The sequence below is a fragment of the Streptococcus cristatus ATCC 51100 genome (assembly GCF_000222765.1).
In the GTDB taxonomy this organism is placed as follows: Bacteria; Bacillota; Bacilli; order Lactobacillales; family Streptococcaceae; genus Streptococcus; species Streptococcus cristatus.
Window position 1 is genome coordinate 75,380 of sequence record NZ_AFUE01000008.1, and the last position, 17,990, is coordinate 93,369.

A 17,990-nucleotide genomic window follows, 5' to 3' on the forward strand; every position below is an offset into this window, starting at 1 on the left:
TCAGCGTCATTGAGCCTGAGTCAATCAGTTTCAACAAGCACAAGCGCTTCAGCATCAGTAAGCCTGAGCCAGTCAGTCTCAGCAAGTGCAAGTGCCTCAGCGTCATTGAGCGCAAGCCAGTCAGTTTCAACAAGTGAATCAGCTTCAAGCTCATTGAGCACCAGCCAGTCTGTCTCAGTAAGTGCAAGTGCTTCAGCATCGTTGAGCTTGAGCCAGTCAGTCTCAGTAAGTGCAAGTGCTTCAGCATCAGTAAGCCTGAGCCAGTCTGTCTCAGCAAGTGCAAGTGCCTCAGCTTCATTGAGCGCAAGCCAGTCAGTTTCAACAAGTGAATCAGCTTCAAGCTCATTGAGCACCAGCCAGTCAGTCTCAGCAAGTGCTTCAGCATCGTTGAGCTTGAGCCAGTCAGTCTCAGTAAGTGCAAGTGCTTCAGCATCAGTAAGCTTGAGTCAATCAGTTTCAACAAGTGCAAGTGCTTCAGCATCAGTAAGCCTGAGCCAGTCAGTTTCAACAAGCGAGTCTGCTTCAATCTCATTGAGCACCAGCCAGTCAGTCTCAGTAAGTGCAAGTGCCTCAGCTTCATTGAGCTTGAGCCAGTCAGTTTCAACAAGTGCCTCAGCTTCAACCTCATTGAGCACCAGCCAGTCAGTCTCAGCAAGTGCAAGTGCCTCAGCGTCACTGAGCTTGAGTCAGTCTGTATCAACAAGTGCAAGTGCTTCAGCATCAGTAAGCCTGAGCCAGTCAGTTTCAACCAGCGAGTCTGCTTCAGCATCGTTGAGCTTGAGCCAATCCGTTTCAACAAGCACAAGCACTTCAGCATCAGTAAGCTTGAGTCAATCCGTTTCAACAAGCGCAAGTGCTTCAGCGTCCTTGAGCTTGAGTAAATCAGTTTCAGCAAGTGCCTCAGCTTCAAGCTCATTGAGCACCAGCCAGTCTGTATCAACAAGTGCAAGTGCTTCAGCATCAGTAAGCCTGAGCCAGTCAGTTTCAACCAGCGAGTCTGCTTCAGCGTCATTGAGCACCAGCCAGTCTGTATCAACCAGCGAGTCTGCTTCAGCGTCATTGAGCTTGAGCCAGTCAGTTTCAACAAGTGAATCAGCTTCAAGCTCATTGAGCACCAGCCTCAGTGCTTCGATCAGTGCTTCAGATTCAGCAAGTACAAGTTTGAGCACCAGCCTCAGTGCTTCAATTAGCGCATCAGATTCATCAAGCACAAGCTTGAGCACCAGCCTCAGTGCCTCAATCAGCACGTCAGATTCAGCAAGCACAAGTGCTTCAGCATCAGTAAGCCTTAGCCAGTCGGTTTCAACAAGTGAATCTGCTTCAAGCTCATTGAGCACCAGCCTCAGTGCCTCAATTAGTGCTTCAGATTCAGCCAGCACAAGCCTGAGCACGAGCCTCAGTGCCTCAATTAGTGCTTCAGATTCAGCCAGCACAAGCCTGAGCACAAGTCTCAGTGCCTCAATTAGCGCCTCAGATTCAGCCAGCACAAGCTTGAGTACAAGCCTCAGTGCTTCAATTAGCGCATCAGATTCATCAAGCACAAGTGCTTCAGCATTAGTAAGCCTTAGCCAGTCGGTTTCAACAAGTGAATCTGCTTCAAGCTCATTGAGCACCAGCCAGTCTGTCTCAACAAGCGCAAGCACTTCAGCATCAGTAAGCTTGAGTCAGTCAGTTTCAACAAGCACAAGCGCTTCAGCATCACTGAGCTTGAGCCAGTCTGTCTCAGCAAGCACAAGCACTTCAGCATCAGTAAGCTTGAGTCAATCAGTTTCAACAAGTGCAAGTGCCTCAGCATCACTGAGCGCAAGCGAGTCTGCTTCAGCGTCATTGAGCACAAGTCAGTCTGTCTCAGCAAGTGAATCAGCTTCAACTTCATTGAGCACCATCCAGTCTGTCTCAACAAGCGAGTCAGCTTCAGCGTCAATGAGCTTGAGCCAGTCTGTCTCAGCAAGCGCAAGCACTTCAGCATCATTAAGCCTGAGCCAGTCTGTCTCAGCAAGCGTAAGTGCCTCAGCATCGTTGAGCGCCAGCCAGTCAGTTTCATTGAGCAAGAGCGCTTCAGCTTCACTGAGTGGTAGTCAATCTGTCTCAGTAAGCACAAGCGCCTCAGCGTCATTGAGCCTGAGCCAGTCAGTTTCAGCAAGTGAATTAGCTTCAACCTCATTGAGCTTGAGCCAGTCTGTATCAGCAAGTGAATCTGTTTCAACCTCATTGAGCACCAGCCAGTCTGTCTCAACAAGCGCAAGTGCTTCAGCATCAGTAAGCCTAAGCCAGTCAGTTTCAACAAGCGAGTCAGCTTCAGCGTCAATGAGCTTGAGTCAATCTGTCTCATTAAGCACAAGCGCCTCAGCGTCATTGAGCCTGAGCCAGTCAGTTTCAGCAAGTGAATTAGCTTCAACCTCATTGAGCTTGAGCCAGTCTGTATCAGCAAGTGAATCAGCTTCAGCATCAGTAAGTCTGAGCCAGTCAGTTTCAGCAAGTGAATCTGTTTCAACCTCATTGAGCACCAGCCAGTCTGTCTCAACAAGCGCAAGTGCTTCAGCATCAGTAAGCCTAAGCCAGTCAGTTTCAACAAGCGAGTCTGCTTCAGCGTCATTGAGCACAAGTCAGTCTGTCTCAGCAAGTGAATCTGTTTCAACCTCATTGAGCACCAGCCAGTCTGTCTCAACAAGCGCAAGTGCTTCAGCATCAGTAAGCCTAAGCCAGTCAGTTTCAACAAGCGAGTCTGCTTCAGCGTCATTGAGCACAAGTCAGTCTGTCTCAGCAAGTGAATCAGCTTCAACTTCATTGAGCACCAGCCAGTCTGTCTCAACAAGCGAGTCAGCTTCAGCGTCAATGAGCTTGAGTCAATCTGTCTCATTAAGCACAAGCGCCTCAGCGTCATTGAGCTTGAGCCAGTCAGTTTCAACAAGTGAATCAGCTTCAAGCTCATTGAGCACCAGCCAGTCTGTATCAGCCAGCGTAAGTGCTTCAGCGTCATTGAGCTTGAGCCAGTCAGTCTCAGCAAGCACAAGCGCTTCAGCGTCATTGAGCCTGAGTCAATCAGTTTCAACAAGCACAAGCGCTTCAGCATCAGTAAGCCTGAGTCAATCTGTCTCATTAAGCACAAGCGCCTCAGCATCATTGAGCGCAAGCCAGTCTGTATCAACAAGCACAAGCGCTTCAGCATCAGTAAGCCTGAGCCAGTCTGTCTCAGCAAGTGCAAGTGCTTCAGCATCAGTAAGCCTGAGTCAATCTGTCTCAGCAAGTGCCAGTGCTTCAGCATCGTTGAGCTTGAGTCAATCTGTCTCAGTAAGTGCCAGTGCTTCAGCATCAGTGAGCTTAAGCCAGTCTGTATCAGCAAGCGTAAGTACTTCAGCATCAGTAAGCCTGAGTCAGTCAGTTTCAGTAAGTGCCAGTGCTTCAGCGTCAATGAGCTTGAGCCAGTCAGTCTCAGTAAGCACAAGTGCCTCAATTTCATTGAGCACAAGTCAGTCTGTCTCAGCAAGTGCCAGTGCTTCAGCATCAGTAAGCCTGAGTCAATCTGTCTCAGCAAGTGCCAGTGCTTCAGCGTCAATGAGCTTGAGCCAGTCAGTCTCAGTAAGCACAAGTGCTTCAACCTCATTGAGCACCAGCCACTCAGTCTCAACAAGCGCAAGTGCTTCAGCTTCGTTGAGTGGTAGCCAATCCGTCTCATTAAGTAATAGTGCTTCAGCTTCGTTGAGCTTGAGTCAATCAGTTTCAACAAGTGCAAGCGCCTCAGCTTCGTTGAGTGGTAGTCAATCTGCCTCATTGAGTAATAGTGCTTCAGCTTCGTTGAGCTTGAGTCAGTCAGTTTCATTTAGTAATAGTGCTTCAGCATCACTGAGCTTGAGCCAGTCTGTCTCAGTAAGTGCCAGTGCTTCAGCATCAGTGAGCTTAAGCCAGTCTGTATCAGCAAGCGTAAGTACTTCAGCATCAGTAAGCCTGAGTCAGTCAGTTTCAGTAAGTGCCAGTGCTTCAGCGTCAATGAGCTTGAGCCAGTCAGTCTCAGTAAGCACAAGTGCCTCAATTTCATTGAGCACAAGTCAGTCTGTCTCAGCAAGTGAATCAGCTTCAACGTCATTGAGCACCAGCCAATCTGTATCAGTAAGCACAAGTGCCTCAACTTCATTGAGCACCAGCCAGTCAGTTTCAACCAGCGAATCAGCTTCAACCTCGTTGAGCTTGAGTCAGTCTGTCTCAGCAAGCACAAGCGCTTCAGCATCATTGAGCCTGAGTCAATCAGTTTCAACAAGCACAAGCGCTTCAGCATCGTTGAGCTTGAGCCAGTCAGTCTCAGTAAGTGCTAGTGCTTCAGCATCAGTAAGCCTGAGTCAATCTGTCTCAGCAAGTGCCAGTGCTTCAGCATCGTTGAGCTTGAGCCAGTCAGTCTCAGTAAGTGAATCAGCTTCAACTTCATTGAGCACGAGTCAGTCTGTCTCAGTAAGTGCCAGTGCTTCAGCCTCAGTAAGCCTGAGCCTGAGCACTAGCCTCAGTGCCTCAATTAGCGCATCAGATTCAGCAAGTACTAGCTTGAGTACTAGTCTAAGTGCTTCGATCAGTGCCTCAGATTCAGTCAGCACCAGCTTGAGTACGAGCCTCAGCGCCTCAATTAGCGCATCAGATTCAGCCAGCACGAGCCTGAGCACCAGCCTCAGTACCTCAATTAGTGCTTCAGAGTCAATAAGTACAAGTTTGAGTACCAGTCTAAGTGCCTCAATTAGCGCTTCTGATTCAGCCAGCACAAGCCTGAGCACCAGCCTCAGTGCCTCAATTAGTGCTTCAGAGTCAATAAGTACAAGTTTGAGTACCAGTCTAAGTGCCTCACTTAGCGCTTCTGATTCAGCAAGCATAAGTTTGAGCACCAGCCTCAGTGCCTCACTCAGTGCTTCTGATTCAGCAAGCACAAGTTTGAGCACAAGTCTAAGTGCATCACACAGTGCCTCAGATTCAACAAGTACAAGTTTGAGCACGAGCCTCAGTGCCTCACTCAGCGCTTCTGAGTCAGCAAGTGCTAGCTTGAGTACTAGTCTAAGTGCTTCGATCAGTGCCTCAGATTCAACAAGTACAAGTTTGAGCACGAGCCTCAGTGCCTCACTCAGCGCTTCTGATTCAGCAAGTGCTAGCTTGAGTACTAGTCTAAGTGCTTCGATCAGTGCCTCAGATTCAGCCAGCACCAGCTTGAGTACGAGCCTCAGTGCCTCACTTAGCGCTTCTGATTCAGCAAGTGCTAGCTTGAGTACTAGTCTAAGTGCTTCGATCAGTGCCTCAGATTCAGCCAGCACCAGCTTGAGTACGAGCCTCAGCGCCTCAATTAGCGCTTCAGATTCAGCCAGCACAAGCCTGAGCACCAGCCTCAGTGCCTCAATTAGTGCTTCAGAGTCAATAAGTACAAGTTTGAGTACCAGTCTCAGTGCCTCAATTAGTGCAAGCGACTCAGCAAGTACAAGTTTGAGCACAAGCCTCAGTGCCTCAATTAGCGCTTCAGATTCAGCAAGCACAAGTTTGAGCACTAGTCTAAGTGCATCACACAGTGCCTCAGATTCAGCCAGCACCAGCTTGAGCACGAGTCTCAGTGCGTCAATTAGTGCAAGCGATTCAGCCAGCACCAGCTTGAGCACAAGCCTCAGTGCCTCACTCAGTGCTTCAGACTCAGCAAGCACCAGCTTGAGCACGAGCCTCAGTTCCTCACTTAGTGCGTCAGATTCAGCAAGCACAAGCTTGAGTACAAGCCTCAGTGCCTCACTTAGTGCTTCAGATTCAGCAAGCACAAGCTTGAGTACTAGCCTCAGTGCCTCAATCAGTACTTCAGATTCAACAAGTACAAGTTTGAGCACAAGCCTCAGTGCCTCACTCAGTGCCTCAGACTCAGCAAGCACCAGCTTGAGTACGAGCCTCAGTGCCTCAATTAGTGCTTCAGATTCATCAAGCACAAGCCTGAGTACCAGCCTCAGTGCATCAATCAGTGCCTCAGAGTCAACAAGTACAAGTGTAAGTACATCTACATCGCTTAGTGATAGCCTTTCAAGCAGCTTGAGTACAAGTGTGTCACAACAATCAAACTCATTCAGCTACAGTAAGGGTGATCCAACCAGCGAGTCTAAGCCAGAGTTTAACCTGCCAAGCTACCTCGCATCTGTAAGTGCAAGTACTTCAGCTTCTGTAAGTGATAGTCAGTCTATCTCTACTTCATTGAGTACAAGTACAAGTATTTCAGGATCAATCAGTGCCAGTCATGCTATTGCTGACGATTCACTTTCAGCAAGTGCCTACTTGAGTACGAGCGTCTCTACCTCATTGAGCACATCCGCAAGTGTGTCACTGAGTGATAGCGCAAGCATCTCTACTAGTCTGTCTGAAAGTGCATCTGTATCTAGTGCTACAAATCACTCTCAAGCACCTAAGCCGCAGCCTGCACAACCAGAAAAAGTTAAGGTTACTCCAAATACTAAAGCTTTACCAAATACAGGAACTGCCAATAATCCATTAGCAGTGCTTGGATTAGGAATAGCAACGTTGGCATCAGCCTTTCTTAAGAACAAAAAGAAGAAAGAATCAACATCTGATGTGAACTTGGAAGACTAATCTTAAAACCTAGCTAAAATGATACCAGCACTTTAGCGATGGAAAGCAAATCCCAGATAGCCATAGGCTATCTGGGATTTTTGCTTTTTGCATATATAGAATATGAGTTGTGCTGAGATAAAAGATAAACTGGGCAATTTAGATGTTTTAAGCCTGAGACTAGAAAGCGGTGAACCAAGCCAAATATTTTGAAATTTTGCTTTTCCTACTTGTCTGTTATTGTGGTGAGAGGGCCTTGCCGCCTGTTCTAGTTTGCTCTTGAGTATGAAGAAAATAAAAGTTTCAAAATGAGCAAAAATAATTCAATTCTTTTTTAGAAAAGGCTTGTGAGATTAGGCTGGATGTTTTAAAATAGTATAGGAGATTATCCGCTATTTATTTTTCGGAGGAAAAGAAATGTCCATTAATTGGCAAGAAATTATATTTAGCTTTTTAGGAGGCTTGGGGCTGTTCCTGTACAGTATTCGTATGATGGGGGACGGCTTGCAGCAGGCGGCAGGAGACCGACTGCGCTATTTAATTGACAAATACACGAGCAATCCTTTTTTAGGTGTGCTAGTTGGGATTGGGATGACAGCCCTGATCCAGTCTAGTTCAGGTGTGACGGTAATCACAGTTGGTCTGGTTAGTGCGGGGCTGTTGACCTTGCGCCAGGCTATCGGGATTGTCATGGGGGCCAATATTGGTACGACTGTGACTTCCTTCATCATTGGTTTTAAGTTGGGTGATTATGCACTTCCCTTGCTCTTTATCGGTGCGGTTTGCCTCTTTTTCACAAAAAATCGCTCTGTTAACAATATCGGGCGCATCTTCTTTGGTGTTGGCGGGATCTTTTTTGCCCTCAATCTCATGAGTGGAGCCATGGAGCCACTTAAAGATCTGCAAGTCTTTCGCGACTACATGGTTCAGCTGAGTAAAAATCCAGTCTTAGGTGTCTTTGTCGGAACGGGTTTGACCTTGCTCATCCAGGCATCATCAGCGACTATTGGTATTCTACAAAATCTCTATGCCAGCAATCTCATTGATTTGCATGGAGCTTTGCCTGTCCTTTTCGGTGACAATATCGGAACGACGATTACAGCGATCATCGCTTCCTTGGGTGCTAATATTGCAGCCAAGCGTGTTGCTGGCGCCCATGTGGCCTTTAACGTTTTGGGGACAATCATCTGTATGATTTTCTTGTTGCCTTTTACATCGCTGATTCAGTGGTTTGAGACAGCCTTACACTTGTCACCAGAAATGACCATTGCCTTTGCCCACGGAACTTTTAATATTACCAATACCATTATCCAGTTTCCTTTTATTGGCTTTTTAGCATATTTGGTTACCAAGTTGATTCCGGGTGAGGATGAAACCGTTAAATACGAATCTCTTTACCTTGATACGATTTTGATTGACCAAGCGCCATCACTGGCTTTGGGAAATGCTAAAAAGGAACTCCTTCACTTGGGTGGCTATGCGGCTAAATCTTTCGAATTGGCCTATGATTATATTATTAACTACGAAGAAAAATCAGCTGAGAAGGGTCATAAGACAGAGGAAGCCATCAATGCTATTGATGATGAATTAACTCGCTACCTGATTGTCCTATCTGGTCAACAGCTCAATCCAAAAGAGAGTGAAGTCTTGACTAGCATTCTGGACTCTAGTCGTGATTTGGAGAGAATCGGCGACCACTCAGAAGCTTTGTTAAATTTGACAGACTACTTGCACCGCAAGAAAGTGGAATTTTCACCGGCCGCCTTGGCAGAGTTGGAAAACATTTATCAACTGACCTTGGACTTTATCAAAGAAGCTTTGACTTCTGTGGAAACAAATGATGTGGAGTTGGCCAATACTTTAGAAGCCAAGCATGCAGCTATTGACAAGTTAGAACGCAGCCTGCGCAAGACCCACATTGCCCGTCTCAACAAGGGAGAATGTACGCCTCAGGCTGGGGTCAACTTCATCGATATTATTTCCCACTATACCAGAGTTGCTGACCACGCCATGAATTTGGCTGAGAAAGTACAAATGGAACAAATCTAAGACAGGAGGCTGGGACAAAAGTCCTAGCCTCTCAATTGTCTTTGGATTGTCGAGCAAGACGCAGTGGTTGAGTGGGATCTACTACGCTGATTTCATCAGCTTTTACAGCCCTACTCAACTGTGCGGAGGTGGGACGACGAAATCGAATTCTAACGAATTACCGATTTCTGTCCCACTCTCTTTTCTTGATTTAAATAATATAATAAATTTTTTCAAAAAAGAGGTATAGACCATTTACAAATAAAATAGAAAGCGTTATAATAGAGTCAATAGAAATAGAACAAGAGGAGGCAGTCAAATGCCTAAATATATAAAAGCCGATCAGTTCTTCTATCCTCAAGGGATTCGCAAGGGTGGATTTTTGGAAGTGATTGATGGAAAATTTGGAAAATTAGTACAAGAAGTCCCTGCGGATGCAGAAGTGGTGGATTACACAGGCTACTCTGTCGCACCAGGTCTGGTGGATACCCATATCCATGGTTTTGGTGGGGTCGATGTCATGGACAATAACATCGAAGGTACCCTCCATACCATGAGTGAAGGGCTTTTGACGACTGGGGTGACCAGTTTCTTGCCGACAACGCTGACATCATCTTACGAGCAACTCCTAGCTGTGACGGAGAATATTGGTGCGCGCTATCAAGAAGCAAGTGGTGCCAAGATTCGTGGTCTCTACTTTGAGGGGCCTTACTTCACTGAAAAGTACAAGGGTGCCCAAAACCCAGCCTACATGAAGGATCCTCGTATGGATGAATTTCGTGCTTGGCAAAAGGCAGCCAATGGCCTGCTTAATAAGATTGCTTTGGCACCTGAGCGTGAGGGCGTGGGAGAATTTGTCCGTACCATCACTGATGAAGGTGTGACAGTCGCTTTGGGGCACTCTGATGCGACCTATGACGAAGCCAAAGCAGCAGTAGAAGCAGGAGCCAGTGTCTGGGTACATGCCTACAATGGTATGCGGGGCTTGACCCACCGTGAGCTAGGTATGGTTGGGGCTATGTACGAGCTGCCTCACACTTACGCAGAGTTGATTTGTGATGGTCACCACGTGGATCCCAAGGCCTGTGATATTTTGCTCAAGCAAAAGGGCCATGAACATGTAGCTCTCATCACAGACTGTATGACTGCAGGTGGGCTGGAAGACGGCGACTATATGCTGGGAGAATTTCCAGTGGTGGTAGCCAATGGCACAGCTCGTCTCAAATCGACTGGTAACTTAGCAGGATCAATTCTGCAGCTCAAAGACGGCCTCAAAAATGTGGTTGAGTGGGGCATCGCAAATCCTCACCAAGCAGTCATGATGGCCAGTCTCATTCCAGCAAAATCCGTCCACATTGACGATGTCTGTGGCCAGATCAAGGAAGGCTACGATGCCGACTTTATCGTGCTGGACAAGGATTTGGAGCTGGTTGCTACTTATTTGGATGGTGAAAAGCGTTTTGAAGCTGTATCCAGTGTTCTTTAATTGAGTCTCCTTATATTTTTAGAAAGGATGGGGTAACCTGTCCTTTTTAATGTGGGGTTGCTGCTTTTCCCTAGGATTTGCTAGAGGTACTTGGGCAAAGCTAGAATGGTTGGCGCAACTAGAAAGTTTCTGAGATATTTTTCTTAACAGATGGTAGGGCTTTCTCAATGAAAGAGAAGATGTTATAATAGGGTTATCACAGACGAGGAGGACAGGATGAAAAAGATTGATTATAAATTTATGGGAATGGGCTTGGTGTTCCTCTTCTTTGGATTATTACTGCATCGTTTCTTGATATTTATTGCTGGGCTGGCCTTTATCATTTACAGCTTTTTCAGCCGAGGCATGGCTCCAACCAAGGAAAATATCTTTAAGCCAAAATTAGCCAAAAGAAAGAAAAATAAGGAGAACAGATATGAAAAATTATACCCTTAACAATGGCGTCAAGATCCCAGTCTTGGGCTTTGGTACTTGGAAGGCTCAGGACGGAGAAGAGGCTTATCAGTCAGTCTTAGCCGCTCTGAAGGCTGGCTATCGTCACATTGATACAGCAGCTATCTATAAGAATGAGGAGAGTGTTGGTCGAGCAATTAAAGACAGCGGCATTCCGCGTGAAGAGCTCTTCATCACAACTAAGCTCTGGAATAGCAAGCATACCTATGAAGAGGCCTTAGAAGCCTTTGACAGCTCTATGGAGCGGTTGGGGCTGGATTATCTGGATCTCTACCTCATCCACTGGCCAAATCCTAAGCCTGTACGAGAATACGGGGCTTGGCAAAAGCGCAATGCAGAGGTTTGGCGGGCTATGGAAGACCTCTATCAAGCTGGTAAGATCCGAGCGATCGGCGTCAGCAATTTCCTGCCTCACCACCTAGAGGCTCTCCTAGAAACAGCGCGCGTCACTCCAGCCGTCAACCAAATCCGCCTAGCGCCAGGTGTCTATCAGACAGAGGCAGTGGACTTCTGCCGTGCCCATGATATCCTCCTTGAAGCTTGGGGACCATTTGGCCAAGGCGAACTCTTCCAAAATCCAGCCGTGCAGGCGATAGCAGATAAGTATGGCAAGACCATTGCCCAAATCGCTCTAGCTTGGAGCCTACAAGAAGGCTTCCTACCCCTGCCTAAGTCAGTCACTCCGAGTCGGATTGCTAGCAATCTGGACTGCTTTGACATCGAACTGAGTCCAGCTGACCTAGATATTCTCAAAAATATCAGCGGTTTGGAAGGCGGAGCCCCTAATCCAGATGGAGTGGATTTTTAAGCGCCTGATAGGTATCAGCTGAGTTGAAATCAATCTACTCGATATGTTAGTTGTTAGTATTTAAGGAAGTTTTATAGTGGCCTAGGCCTCGGCCGGTCACTTTTCCTATAGAATCATGGCGGCTTAGGCCTCGGCCGGTCACTTTTCTTATGGAATCATGGCAACTTAGGTCTCGGCCGGTTATTTTTCCTATAGAATCATGGCAATCTAGGCCTCGGCCGGTCATTTTCCCTATAGAATCTTTGCAATCTAGGCCTCGAACGCTCTTTTCATTTCTAGTTATAAGATCCATCGCCCCTCGGTCATTTGTCGTCAAAAACAAGTGCCAGATGAGGGGTGATTTTGTGTCTTTTTCTTTTGAAAGACTAGAGGAGAGGAAAAGTAGGAAAGAGGCTCCGTTTTTTGAAAAAATGCCCCTTTCAGGGATAAAAAATGACATTTTAGGGCAAGAGGCCCCAAGCTTCATCTCTACATGCTATACTTGCTTTATCAAAAATATTGGAGAGGTTTTATGATAAACACTACTTACACCATTCGCCCCTTGTCTTATAGCAATCTGACCCACCGTGAGTTTGAGAGTCTAATGGTTGATTCTTATCAGGTACTCACGATTTTTACGAGTTCCTATAGAGATGAGGACATGTACAGCAAGCACCTAGAGGGATTTCATAGCAAACTAGAGCAGTTTCAGGCTCAATTGGCCAATGTGGAAAAGAAAGACTCTATGAGTCTTGTAGAACTAGACAAGGAGCGAGATAACGCTCTGGTTGGTCTTTTTACCTTGCATAAGGGCTTTGCCAAAATCAAAGACAGAGACTTGAAAGAAGCCTATGAAGTCTTGCTGCCAGTCTTTAAAAAATATAAGGATATCACCAAGCACACCAATGCTGTCGCAACGGCCGAGATTAAGAGTCTGCTTAAAACATTGCAGGAAGAGCCCTATCAGGGAGCTGTGATGAGTCTAGGCCTTCTCCCTATGCTGACGGCTGTGATAGCGGCTCAAGCGGACTATGATAAAGGAGAAGCAGAAGCGCGTGCAGTCAAGTCAGCCAAGGAAGTCGGTAAAACCAAACAGCTACGCAACGAAATCTCCCGTAGCTACGACCTCTTTGTGCGCTACACAGCAGCCGTCGCAGAAGCCTATCCAGAGAGATCCCACTTGACCAAACTCCTCAAAGACCTCAATACGATCCGAGATAGCAAGCGCCGTTTAGTTGGTACAAATAAGAAAACAAAAACGGAAGAAGCAGGAGAGAGATCAGCATAAAGAAGCCCCCCTTAGAAGTAAGATTCTGAGGGGGATTTTTGTGGATTTGTGATAGGTCTTTAGTAAGTAGAGACAGTGAATTAAAAATTAACTTATTTCAAATTGTTAATATCACTGATGAAAAGTGAGCGTAATATTGTATTCTCTGTTTTTTAACTCCTAAATCATTCCTCATATGGTTCAATATTTCTTCTGATTTATCAAGTAGTTTTTGTCTATCAGTATTTTCGAAAGAAAGCAATATAAACTCAGACCATGATTTTACAACGTTTTTAGACCCCCATAAAGAAAGACATTTATTAAGAGTTAGTATATCATTTTCTAATTCAGGGTAATTTTGATCTTTATTTTTTACTATTTTATAGATTATCGCTACAAATTGTTCATATGGTTCTTCTCGTTTTTGTGTTAAATACTCTCTTTTTTGTTGTTGTCGTTCCCAAATAAATTTGGCAATAGTAGACGCAATTGAGATTGTACCAGACACTAGAGCTACAATAATAACAGTATCCAGTGTTGGTAGGTTATTAAAAAATGTGATTGAGAATAGTATTGCTTTTACTAGTGCCCAAAGGCTAAAAATGAGAATAGCAATTGCAATAATTTGACCAATACGATATGAAATTTTTTCCATTATGGCTCCTTTAAATTAAAGATACTTTTATTTTACAGAATTAGGATTAAGGAATCAGTATTTTTTAGATAGTTGTACATCTCCTATTATGCTGAAAGCATAAGCTGAAGAAATTAAATATTTTTAAATATAGCAATATCAAAATAGTGTTATTTTAGTATAAAAATACTTTATGGTTCGTTGAGAAACTGATAAAATAGTTCGAAGATAAGCAATAAAATTATAAATAGAGATTGAATAAGGGAATTCAATTGTTAATTAGATATAATTGAGAGTATAGGAGATGAAGATTGTTATGGATAAGTTAGCTATTTTTCAAATGTTGGGTGAATTTTTAAATTCACAATTTATCAGTTCAATGCTCGGTGCTCTTTTGGGCGCTGGGGTAGCAGTGTATATTGCAAAGCTTCAAAATAAGCAACAACTTAAACAGTTGAAATATGAACATAAACTACAACGAGAATTTTTTGAAAAACAAGAAGGGAACGAAAGGGAACGTATATTTTTACAATATACTATTGAGCGTGCAGAGCGTTCGTATGAGATATTGAGTGATTTAAGAAGTGCTAAAAAGTTATTTGTAGATGCAATATTTGAATTGATGAAGAGCCTTCCTAATGATTTAAAATTAGATGAAGATATTGAATTTGAAAAACATTTTTCCTTACTATATGCAGAGTATCTGCTTCCTAAATACGACTCTATTATAAAATTAAGAGATATGTTATTACTAACTCTGGTTATTCAGGATGATATTGAACTATCTAGGTTAAAAGAAGAAGTTCGTAAGGAAGTTGCAATCTTTGTAGACTATCACAAAAAAATAAGTCAAGTAAAGATTTTTGAAGAGTATAAAGAAGTAGCTGATGATTTTATGAGTAAGTCAAAACTGACTGAAAAATGTGACGAATTAAGGACTTATTTAACCAAGTATATAACAGAAACTACATTTAGGCTAGTTTCTCCTGAGAGAATGGCTGAGAAGATACTAAAACAAACAAAAGGGGATTTAAATATTCGATTTAAAGTTGTAAGAAAGGAGAATATGAAAGGGGGCAACTGAAGATTAGATTTGAAACTTTTAATAGAAATTGGAGAAAACTTAGACAATGTATACTTGTCCTACAAAAAATACACAAATAATTTAAGAAAAGGATTTAGTTCTGTATTGGACAGGGCTAGGTCTTTTTTGTTTAATTGGTTTGTTCCTCTGTATAGTACTTTCGTGGTAATTTCTTATAAAAAATACCCCAATCGTTAGATTTTATGTCTAACGTTTGGGGTGTGCTTTTTTATTACAATCTGCTTTATTTATCAATACAATTTCAAATCACGAGGGTCAACTGGGAAAGTTGGGTTGTATGGATTGTGACGAAGTTTGAAGTGTTTGACATTTTCGATGGTTTGAGTTCCAGATAGTTGCATGACGGTTTTTAATTCGGCATTGAGGTGTTCAAAGACTTGACGTACACCGACGCTACCACCAAGGGCCAAGCCATAAATAGCAGGACGTCCAATGGCTACCAAGTCTGCTCCTGAAGCCAAGGCTTTAAAGACGTGTTGACCACGGCGAATACCAGAGTCAAATACAATTGGCACACGTTTATCAACTGCTTCAGCAACTTCTTGAAGTGAGTCAAAGGCAGCTGGTCCACCGTCGATTTGGCGGCCACCGTGGTTGGTTACCCAGATACCAGAAGCACCTGCGGCAAGCGAACGTTCGACATCTTCACGGCATTGAGGGCCTTTGACATACACAGGGAGCCCTGAGTATTCAGCGATAAATTCTACATCTCGTGGAGACAGGCGTTGTTTGGCTGATTTGTAGACAAAGTCCATGGACTTTCCGGCACCTTCTGGCAAGTATTCCTCAACGATCGGCATGCCAACTGGGAAAACAAAACCATTGCGCTTATCAACTTCACGATTGCCCCCTACAGTCGCATCTGCAGTTAAGACAATGGCTGTGTAGCCTTCTGCTTTGACACGATCCATGATATGGCGGTTAATCCCGTCATCTTTGCTGAAGTAAAATTGGAACCAGTGCGGTGTTCCTTGGAGGGCTTGAGAAATTTCTGGAAGATCAACTGTGGAGTAGGAGCTGGTCGTGTAAAGAGAGCCAAACTCATGTACACCACGCGCAGTGGCGACTTCTCCTTGCTCATTTGCTAATTTATGGGCTGCAACAGGCGCCATGATGATTGGTGAAGATAGTTTTTCGCCTGCAAATTCAATCTCAGTGCTTGGATTTTCCACATCACAGAGCGTATGAGGGACAATGAGTTTATGGTTGAAAGCTCGAATGTTCTCGCGTAAAGTGAACGTGTCCTCAGCTCCACTCGCGATGTAGCCAAAAGCAGCTTTAGGAATGACTTGCTGCGCCATGGGCTCCAGATCATAGGTGTTGATAAAATCCACAGGGCCTTCGGCATTGCTTGTTTTGTATGACATAAAATGTCCTCCTTGATAAAAGTAAACGTTTACTTTTTTGATTTACAGGAACATCTTAACTCTTTTTCATGTCATTTTCAAAAATTTTGTCTGGAAGTTTCAGATTGCAATAGAGACGATAAATATTTTTTATCATTGTGATAGAAAATACATATTATCCAAACATGTCTTTTAGTGCTACAATAGCTGTATTATTCCTAGATGGGAGGTTCTCTTTTGGATTGGTCCATTGTTGAACAATATCTACCATTATATCAAAAGGCATTTTTTCTAACCCTGCATATCGCAGTTTGGGGTATTTTGGGAGCTTTTCTAGTTGGTTTACTTGTTAGTATTATCCGGCATTATCGTATCCCTGTTTTGGCACAGCTAGCCACAGCTTATATTGAATTGTCGCGGAATACGCCTCTTTTGATTCAACTCTTCTTTCTCTACTTCGGGCTTCCTCGGATTGGGATTGTCCTTTCCTCAGAGGTCTGCGCCACCCTTGGTCTCATCTTTTTGGGAGGCTCCTATATGGCCGAATCCTTCCGAAGCGGGCTAGAAGCAGTTAGTCAAACCCAGCATGAGATTGGCTTAGCGATCGGTCTGACACCCGTTCAAGTTTTTCGGTACGTGGTCTTGCCGCAAGCCACAGCAGTGGCTCTGCCGTCCTTCAGTGCCAATGTAATTTTCTTGATTAAGGAAACCTCTGTCTTCTCTGCGGTTGCTCTAGCCGACCTCATGTACGTTGCCAAGGACTTGATTGGGCTTTACTATGAGACAGACATCGCACTGGCTATGTTGGTAGTGGCCTATCTTATTATGCTCCTGCCTATATCATTGCTTTTTAGTTGGATAGAAAGGAGGCTCCGCCATGCAGGATTCGGGAATACAAGTACTCTTTCAGGGAAATAATCTCCTGCGGATTTTACAGGGATTGGGAGTCACGATTGGGATCTCTATCCTCTCTGTCCTCTTGTCTATGATTTTCGGTACGGTTATGGGAATCATCATGACCTCTCATTCTAGAGTCGTTCGCTTCTTGACACGTTTTTATCTAGAATTTATCCGCATCATGCCTCAACTGGTGCTACTCTTCATTGTTTATTTCGGTTTAGCCCGAAATTTTAATATCAATATCTCAGGAGAGACTTCTGCTGTTATCGTTTTTACCCTCTGGGGAACGGCCGAGATGGGAGACTTGGTGCGCGGTGCTATCACTTCCCTTCCTAAACATCAGTTTGAAAGCGGACAGGCGCTGGGCTTAACGAATTTCCAACTTTACTACCACATCATCATCCCGCAGGTCTTGAGAAGACTGCTTCCGCAGGCCATCAATCTCGTTACTAGAATGATTAAAACGACTTCTCTGGTTGTTTTGATTGGAGTCGTTGAAGTTACAAAGGTGGGACAGCAAATCATCGATAGCAATCGCTTGACCATTCCAACCGCATCCTTTTGGATTTACGGCACCATACTGGTTCTGTATTTCGCAGTTTGCTTCCCTATTTCCAAGCTATCCACTCACTTAGAAAAACACTGGAGGAACTAAATGTCTGATACCATATTAGAAATCAAGGACCTAAAAAAATCCTTCGGAGACAATCCCATCCTCCAAGGACTTTCCCTAGAAATCAAAAAAGGGGAAGTAGTGGTTATTCTAGGACCATCTGGCTGTGGGAAAAGCACCCTCCTTCGTTGCCTCAATGGCTTGGAAACCATTCAAGGTGGAGATATTCTTCTGGATGGCCAGTCCATTATTGGAAATCAGAAAGACTTTCACTTGGTTCGTCAAAAGATTGGCATGGTCTTTCAAAGTTATGAACTCTTTCCCCATCTGGACGTTCTGCAGAACCTTATCTTAGGTCCTATCAAAGCACAAGGACGGGATAAGAAAGAAGTGACGGAAGAAGCCCTGCAATTACTGGAACGCGTCGGATTGCTCGATAAAAAACACAGTTTCGCTCGCCAATTATCTGGTGGTCAGAAACAACGGGTTGCTATTGTCCGTGCCCTGCTCATGCATCCAGAAATTATCCTTTTTGACGAGGTGACGGCCTCACTGGATCCAGAAATGGTGCGTGAGGTCCTCGAACTCATCAACGACCTAGCTCAAGAAGGCCGTACCATGATTCTAGTAACCCACGAAATGCAGTTTGCCCAAGCCATTGCGGACCGGATTATCTTCCTCGACCAAGGGAAGATTGCTGAAGAAGGAACGGCTCAGTCCTTCTTTACCAATCCACAAACCAAACGAGCACAAGAATTTTTAAACGTTTTTGACTTTAGCCAATTTGGCTCATATTTGTAAAGGAGA

At 44.5% G+C, this 17,990-nt stretch carries 22 protein-coding genes; 10 read left to right on the top strand and 12 right to left on the bottom strand.

Translation table 11 applies throughout. The features are described 5' to 3' along the window. Nucleotides 1-20 precede the first annotated feature (20 nt). The 10 genes from HMPREF9960_RS10910 to HMPREF9960_RS10955 form a co-directional block, all read right to left on the bottom strand. Entirely contained in the window at nucleotides 21-353 is a 333-nt protein-coding gene (locus HMPREF9960_RS10910) for a hypothetical protein (protein WP_005592396.1), read from the bottom strand. A gap of 93 nt (nucleotides 354-446) precedes the next feature. Continuing rightward, complete coding sequence (locus HMPREF9960_RS10915) at nucleotides 447-635, bottom strand: hypothetical protein (protein WP_005591036.1); 189 nt, start codon at nucleotides 633-635, stop codon at nucleotides 447-449. 195 nt (nucleotides 636-830) lie between these two features. Next, nucleotides 831-1,643: a hypothetical protein gene (locus HMPREF9960_RS10920; RefSeq protein WP_269460055.1), complete on the bottom strand. Its 813-nt coding sequence runs from the start codon at nucleotides 1,641-1,643 to the stop codon at nucleotides 831-833. Further along, the gene (locus tag HMPREF9960_RS10925; protein ID WP_269460056.1) at nucleotides 1,565-1,876 is read right to left on the bottom strand and encodes a hypothetical protein; all 312 of its coding nucleotides are present in this window, start codon (nucleotides 1,874-1,876) and stop codon (nucleotides 1,565-1,567) included. The genes HMPREF9960_RS10920 and HMPREF9960_RS10925 overlap by 79 nt, the downstream gene beginning before the upstream one ends. Beyond that, entirely contained in the window at nucleotides 1,839-2,051 is a 213-nt protein-coding gene (locus HMPREF9960_RS10930; RefSeq protein ID WP_005592407.1) for a hypothetical protein, read from the bottom strand. Before HMPREF9960_RS10930 ends, HMPREF9960_RS10925 begins: the two co-directional genes overlap by 38 nt. 27 nt (nucleotides 2,052-2,078) lie before the next feature. Further along, nucleotides 2,079-2,219, bottom strand: a complete 141-nt coding sequence (locus HMPREF9960_RS10935) for a hypothetical protein (protein WP_155114479.1) — start codon at nucleotides 2,217-2,219, stop codon at nucleotides 2,079-2,081. Nucleotides 2,220-2,318: 99 nt separating this feature from the next. Further along, nucleotides 2,319-2,603, bottom strand: coding sequence for a hypothetical protein (locus HMPREF9960_RS10940; protein WP_005592410.1), 285 nt, complete (start codon nucleotides 2,601-2,603; stop codon nucleotides 2,319-2,321). A 3-nt stretch (nucleotides 2,604-2,606) separates the two neighbouring features. Further along, nucleotides 2,607-2,747, bottom strand: coding sequence for a hypothetical protein (locus HMPREF9960_RS10945; RefSeq protein ID WP_269460057.1), 141 nt, complete (start codon nucleotides 2,745-2,747; stop codon nucleotides 2,607-2,609). 99 nt (nucleotides 2,748-2,846) lie between these two features. Beyond that, a complete protein-coding gene (locus HMPREF9960_RS10950; protein ID WP_005592363.1) occupies nucleotides 2,847-3,011 on the bottom strand; it encodes a hypothetical protein in 165 nt (54 codons plus the stop codon). 1,419 nt (nucleotides 3,012-4,430) lie between these two features. Further along, entirely contained in the window at nucleotides 4,431-5,933 is a 1,503-nt protein-coding gene (locus tag HMPREF9960_RS10955; RefSeq protein WP_050784092.1) for a coiled-coil domain-containing protein, read from the bottom strand. A 112-nt stretch (nucleotides 5,934-6,045) separates the two neighbouring features. Here HMPREF9960_RS10955 and HMPREF9960_RS10960 point away from each other — a divergent pair, with 112 nt between their 5' ends. The 6 genes from HMPREF9960_RS10960 to HMPREF9960_RS07135 all read left to right on the top strand — a co-directional run bounded on the left by HMPREF9960_RS10960 (nucleotide 6,046) and on the right by HMPREF9960_RS07135 (nucleotide 12,606). Next, nucleotides 6,046-6,585 (top strand): LPXTG cell wall anchor domain-containing protein, encoded by a 540-nt coding sequence (locus tag HMPREF9960_RS10960; RefSeq protein ID WP_248678147.1) that lies wholly within the window; start codon nucleotides 6,046-6,048, stop codon nucleotides 6,583-6,585. Nucleotides 6,586-6,981: 396 nt separating this feature from the next. Next, a complete protein-coding gene (locus HMPREF9960_RS07110) occupies nucleotides 6,982-8,613 on the top strand; it encodes a Na/Pi cotransporter family protein (RefSeq protein ID WP_005592350.1) in 1,632 nt (543 codons plus the stop codon). A 298-nt stretch (nucleotides 8,614-8,911) separates the two neighbouring features. Continuing rightward, nucleotides 8,912-10,078: an N-acetylglucosamine-6-phosphate deacetylase gene (gene nagA, locus HMPREF9960_RS07115; protein WP_005591030.1), complete on the top strand. Its 1,167-nt coding sequence runs from the start codon at nucleotides 8,912-8,914 to the stop codon at nucleotides 10,076-10,078. Nucleotides 10,079-10,294: 216 nt separating this feature from the next. After that, entirely contained in the window at nucleotides 10,295-10,513 is a 219-nt protein-coding gene (locus tag HMPREF9960_RS07120; RefSeq protein WP_005592390.1) for a hypothetical protein, read from the top strand. Continuing rightward, a complete protein-coding gene (locus HMPREF9960_RS07125; protein ID WP_005591028.1) occupies nucleotides 10,494-11,339 on the top strand; it encodes an aldo/keto reductase in 846 nt (281 codons plus the stop codon). Before HMPREF9960_RS07120 ends, HMPREF9960_RS07125 begins: the two co-directional genes overlap by 20 nt. Nucleotides 11,340-11,853: 514 nt before the next feature. Next, nucleotides 11,854-12,606 carry a DUF6261 family protein gene (locus tag HMPREF9960_RS07135; protein ID WP_174263567.1) on the top strand — a complete coding sequence of 251 codons (753 nt, stop codon included), beginning with the start codon at nucleotides 11,854-11,856 and terminating at the stop codon, nucleotides 12,604-12,606. 97 nt (nucleotides 12,607-12,703) lie between these two features. Here HMPREF9960_RS07135 and HMPREF9960_RS07140 read toward each other — a convergent pair whose 3' ends face one another. Continuing rightward, entirely contained in the window at nucleotides 12,704-13,240 is a 537-nt protein-coding gene (locus HMPREF9960_RS07140; RefSeq protein ID WP_005592339.1) for a hypothetical protein, read from the bottom strand. A gap of 295 nt (nucleotides 13,241-13,535) precedes the next feature. Between HMPREF9960_RS07140 and HMPREF9960_RS07145 the strand changes: the two genes are divergently transcribed. Further along, entirely contained in the window at nucleotides 13,536-14,303 is a 768-nt protein-coding gene (locus HMPREF9960_RS07145; protein ID WP_005592420.1) for a hypothetical protein, read from the top strand. Between the two features lie 251 nt (nucleotides 14,304-14,554). Here the strand turns inward: HMPREF9960_RS07145 and lctO are convergent, their stop codons facing one another. Continuing rightward, complete coding sequence (gene lctO, locus HMPREF9960_RS07150; RefSeq protein ID WP_005591022.1) at nucleotides 14,555-15,691, bottom strand: L-lactate oxidase; 1,137 nt, start codon at nucleotides 15,689-15,691, stop codon at nucleotides 14,555-14,557. A 216-nt stretch (nucleotides 15,692-15,907) separates the two neighbouring features. Here lctO and HMPREF9960_RS07155 point away from each other — a divergent pair, with 216 nt between their 5' ends. The 3 genes from HMPREF9960_RS07155 to HMPREF9960_RS07165 are packed head-to-tail and all read left to right on the top strand — an operon-like array spanning nucleotide 15,908 to nucleotide 17,984. Further along, nucleotides 15,908-16,588: an amino acid ABC transporter permease gene (locus HMPREF9960_RS07155; RefSeq protein ID WP_005592376.1), complete on the top strand. Its 681-nt coding sequence runs from the start codon at nucleotides 15,908-15,910 to the stop codon at nucleotides 16,586-16,588. Next, complete coding sequence (locus tag HMPREF9960_RS07160) at nucleotides 16,548-17,225, top strand: amino acid ABC transporter permease (protein WP_005592385.1); 678 nt, start codon at nucleotides 16,548-16,550, stop codon at nucleotides 17,223-17,225. Before HMPREF9960_RS07155 ends, HMPREF9960_RS07160 begins: the two co-directional genes overlap by 41 nt. Continuing rightward, entirely contained in the window at nucleotides 17,226-17,984 is a 759-nt protein-coding gene (locus HMPREF9960_RS07165; protein ID WP_005591017.1) for an amino acid ABC transporter ATP-binding protein, read from the top strand. The last annotated feature ends 6 nt before the right edge of the window (nucleotides 17,985-17,990 follow it).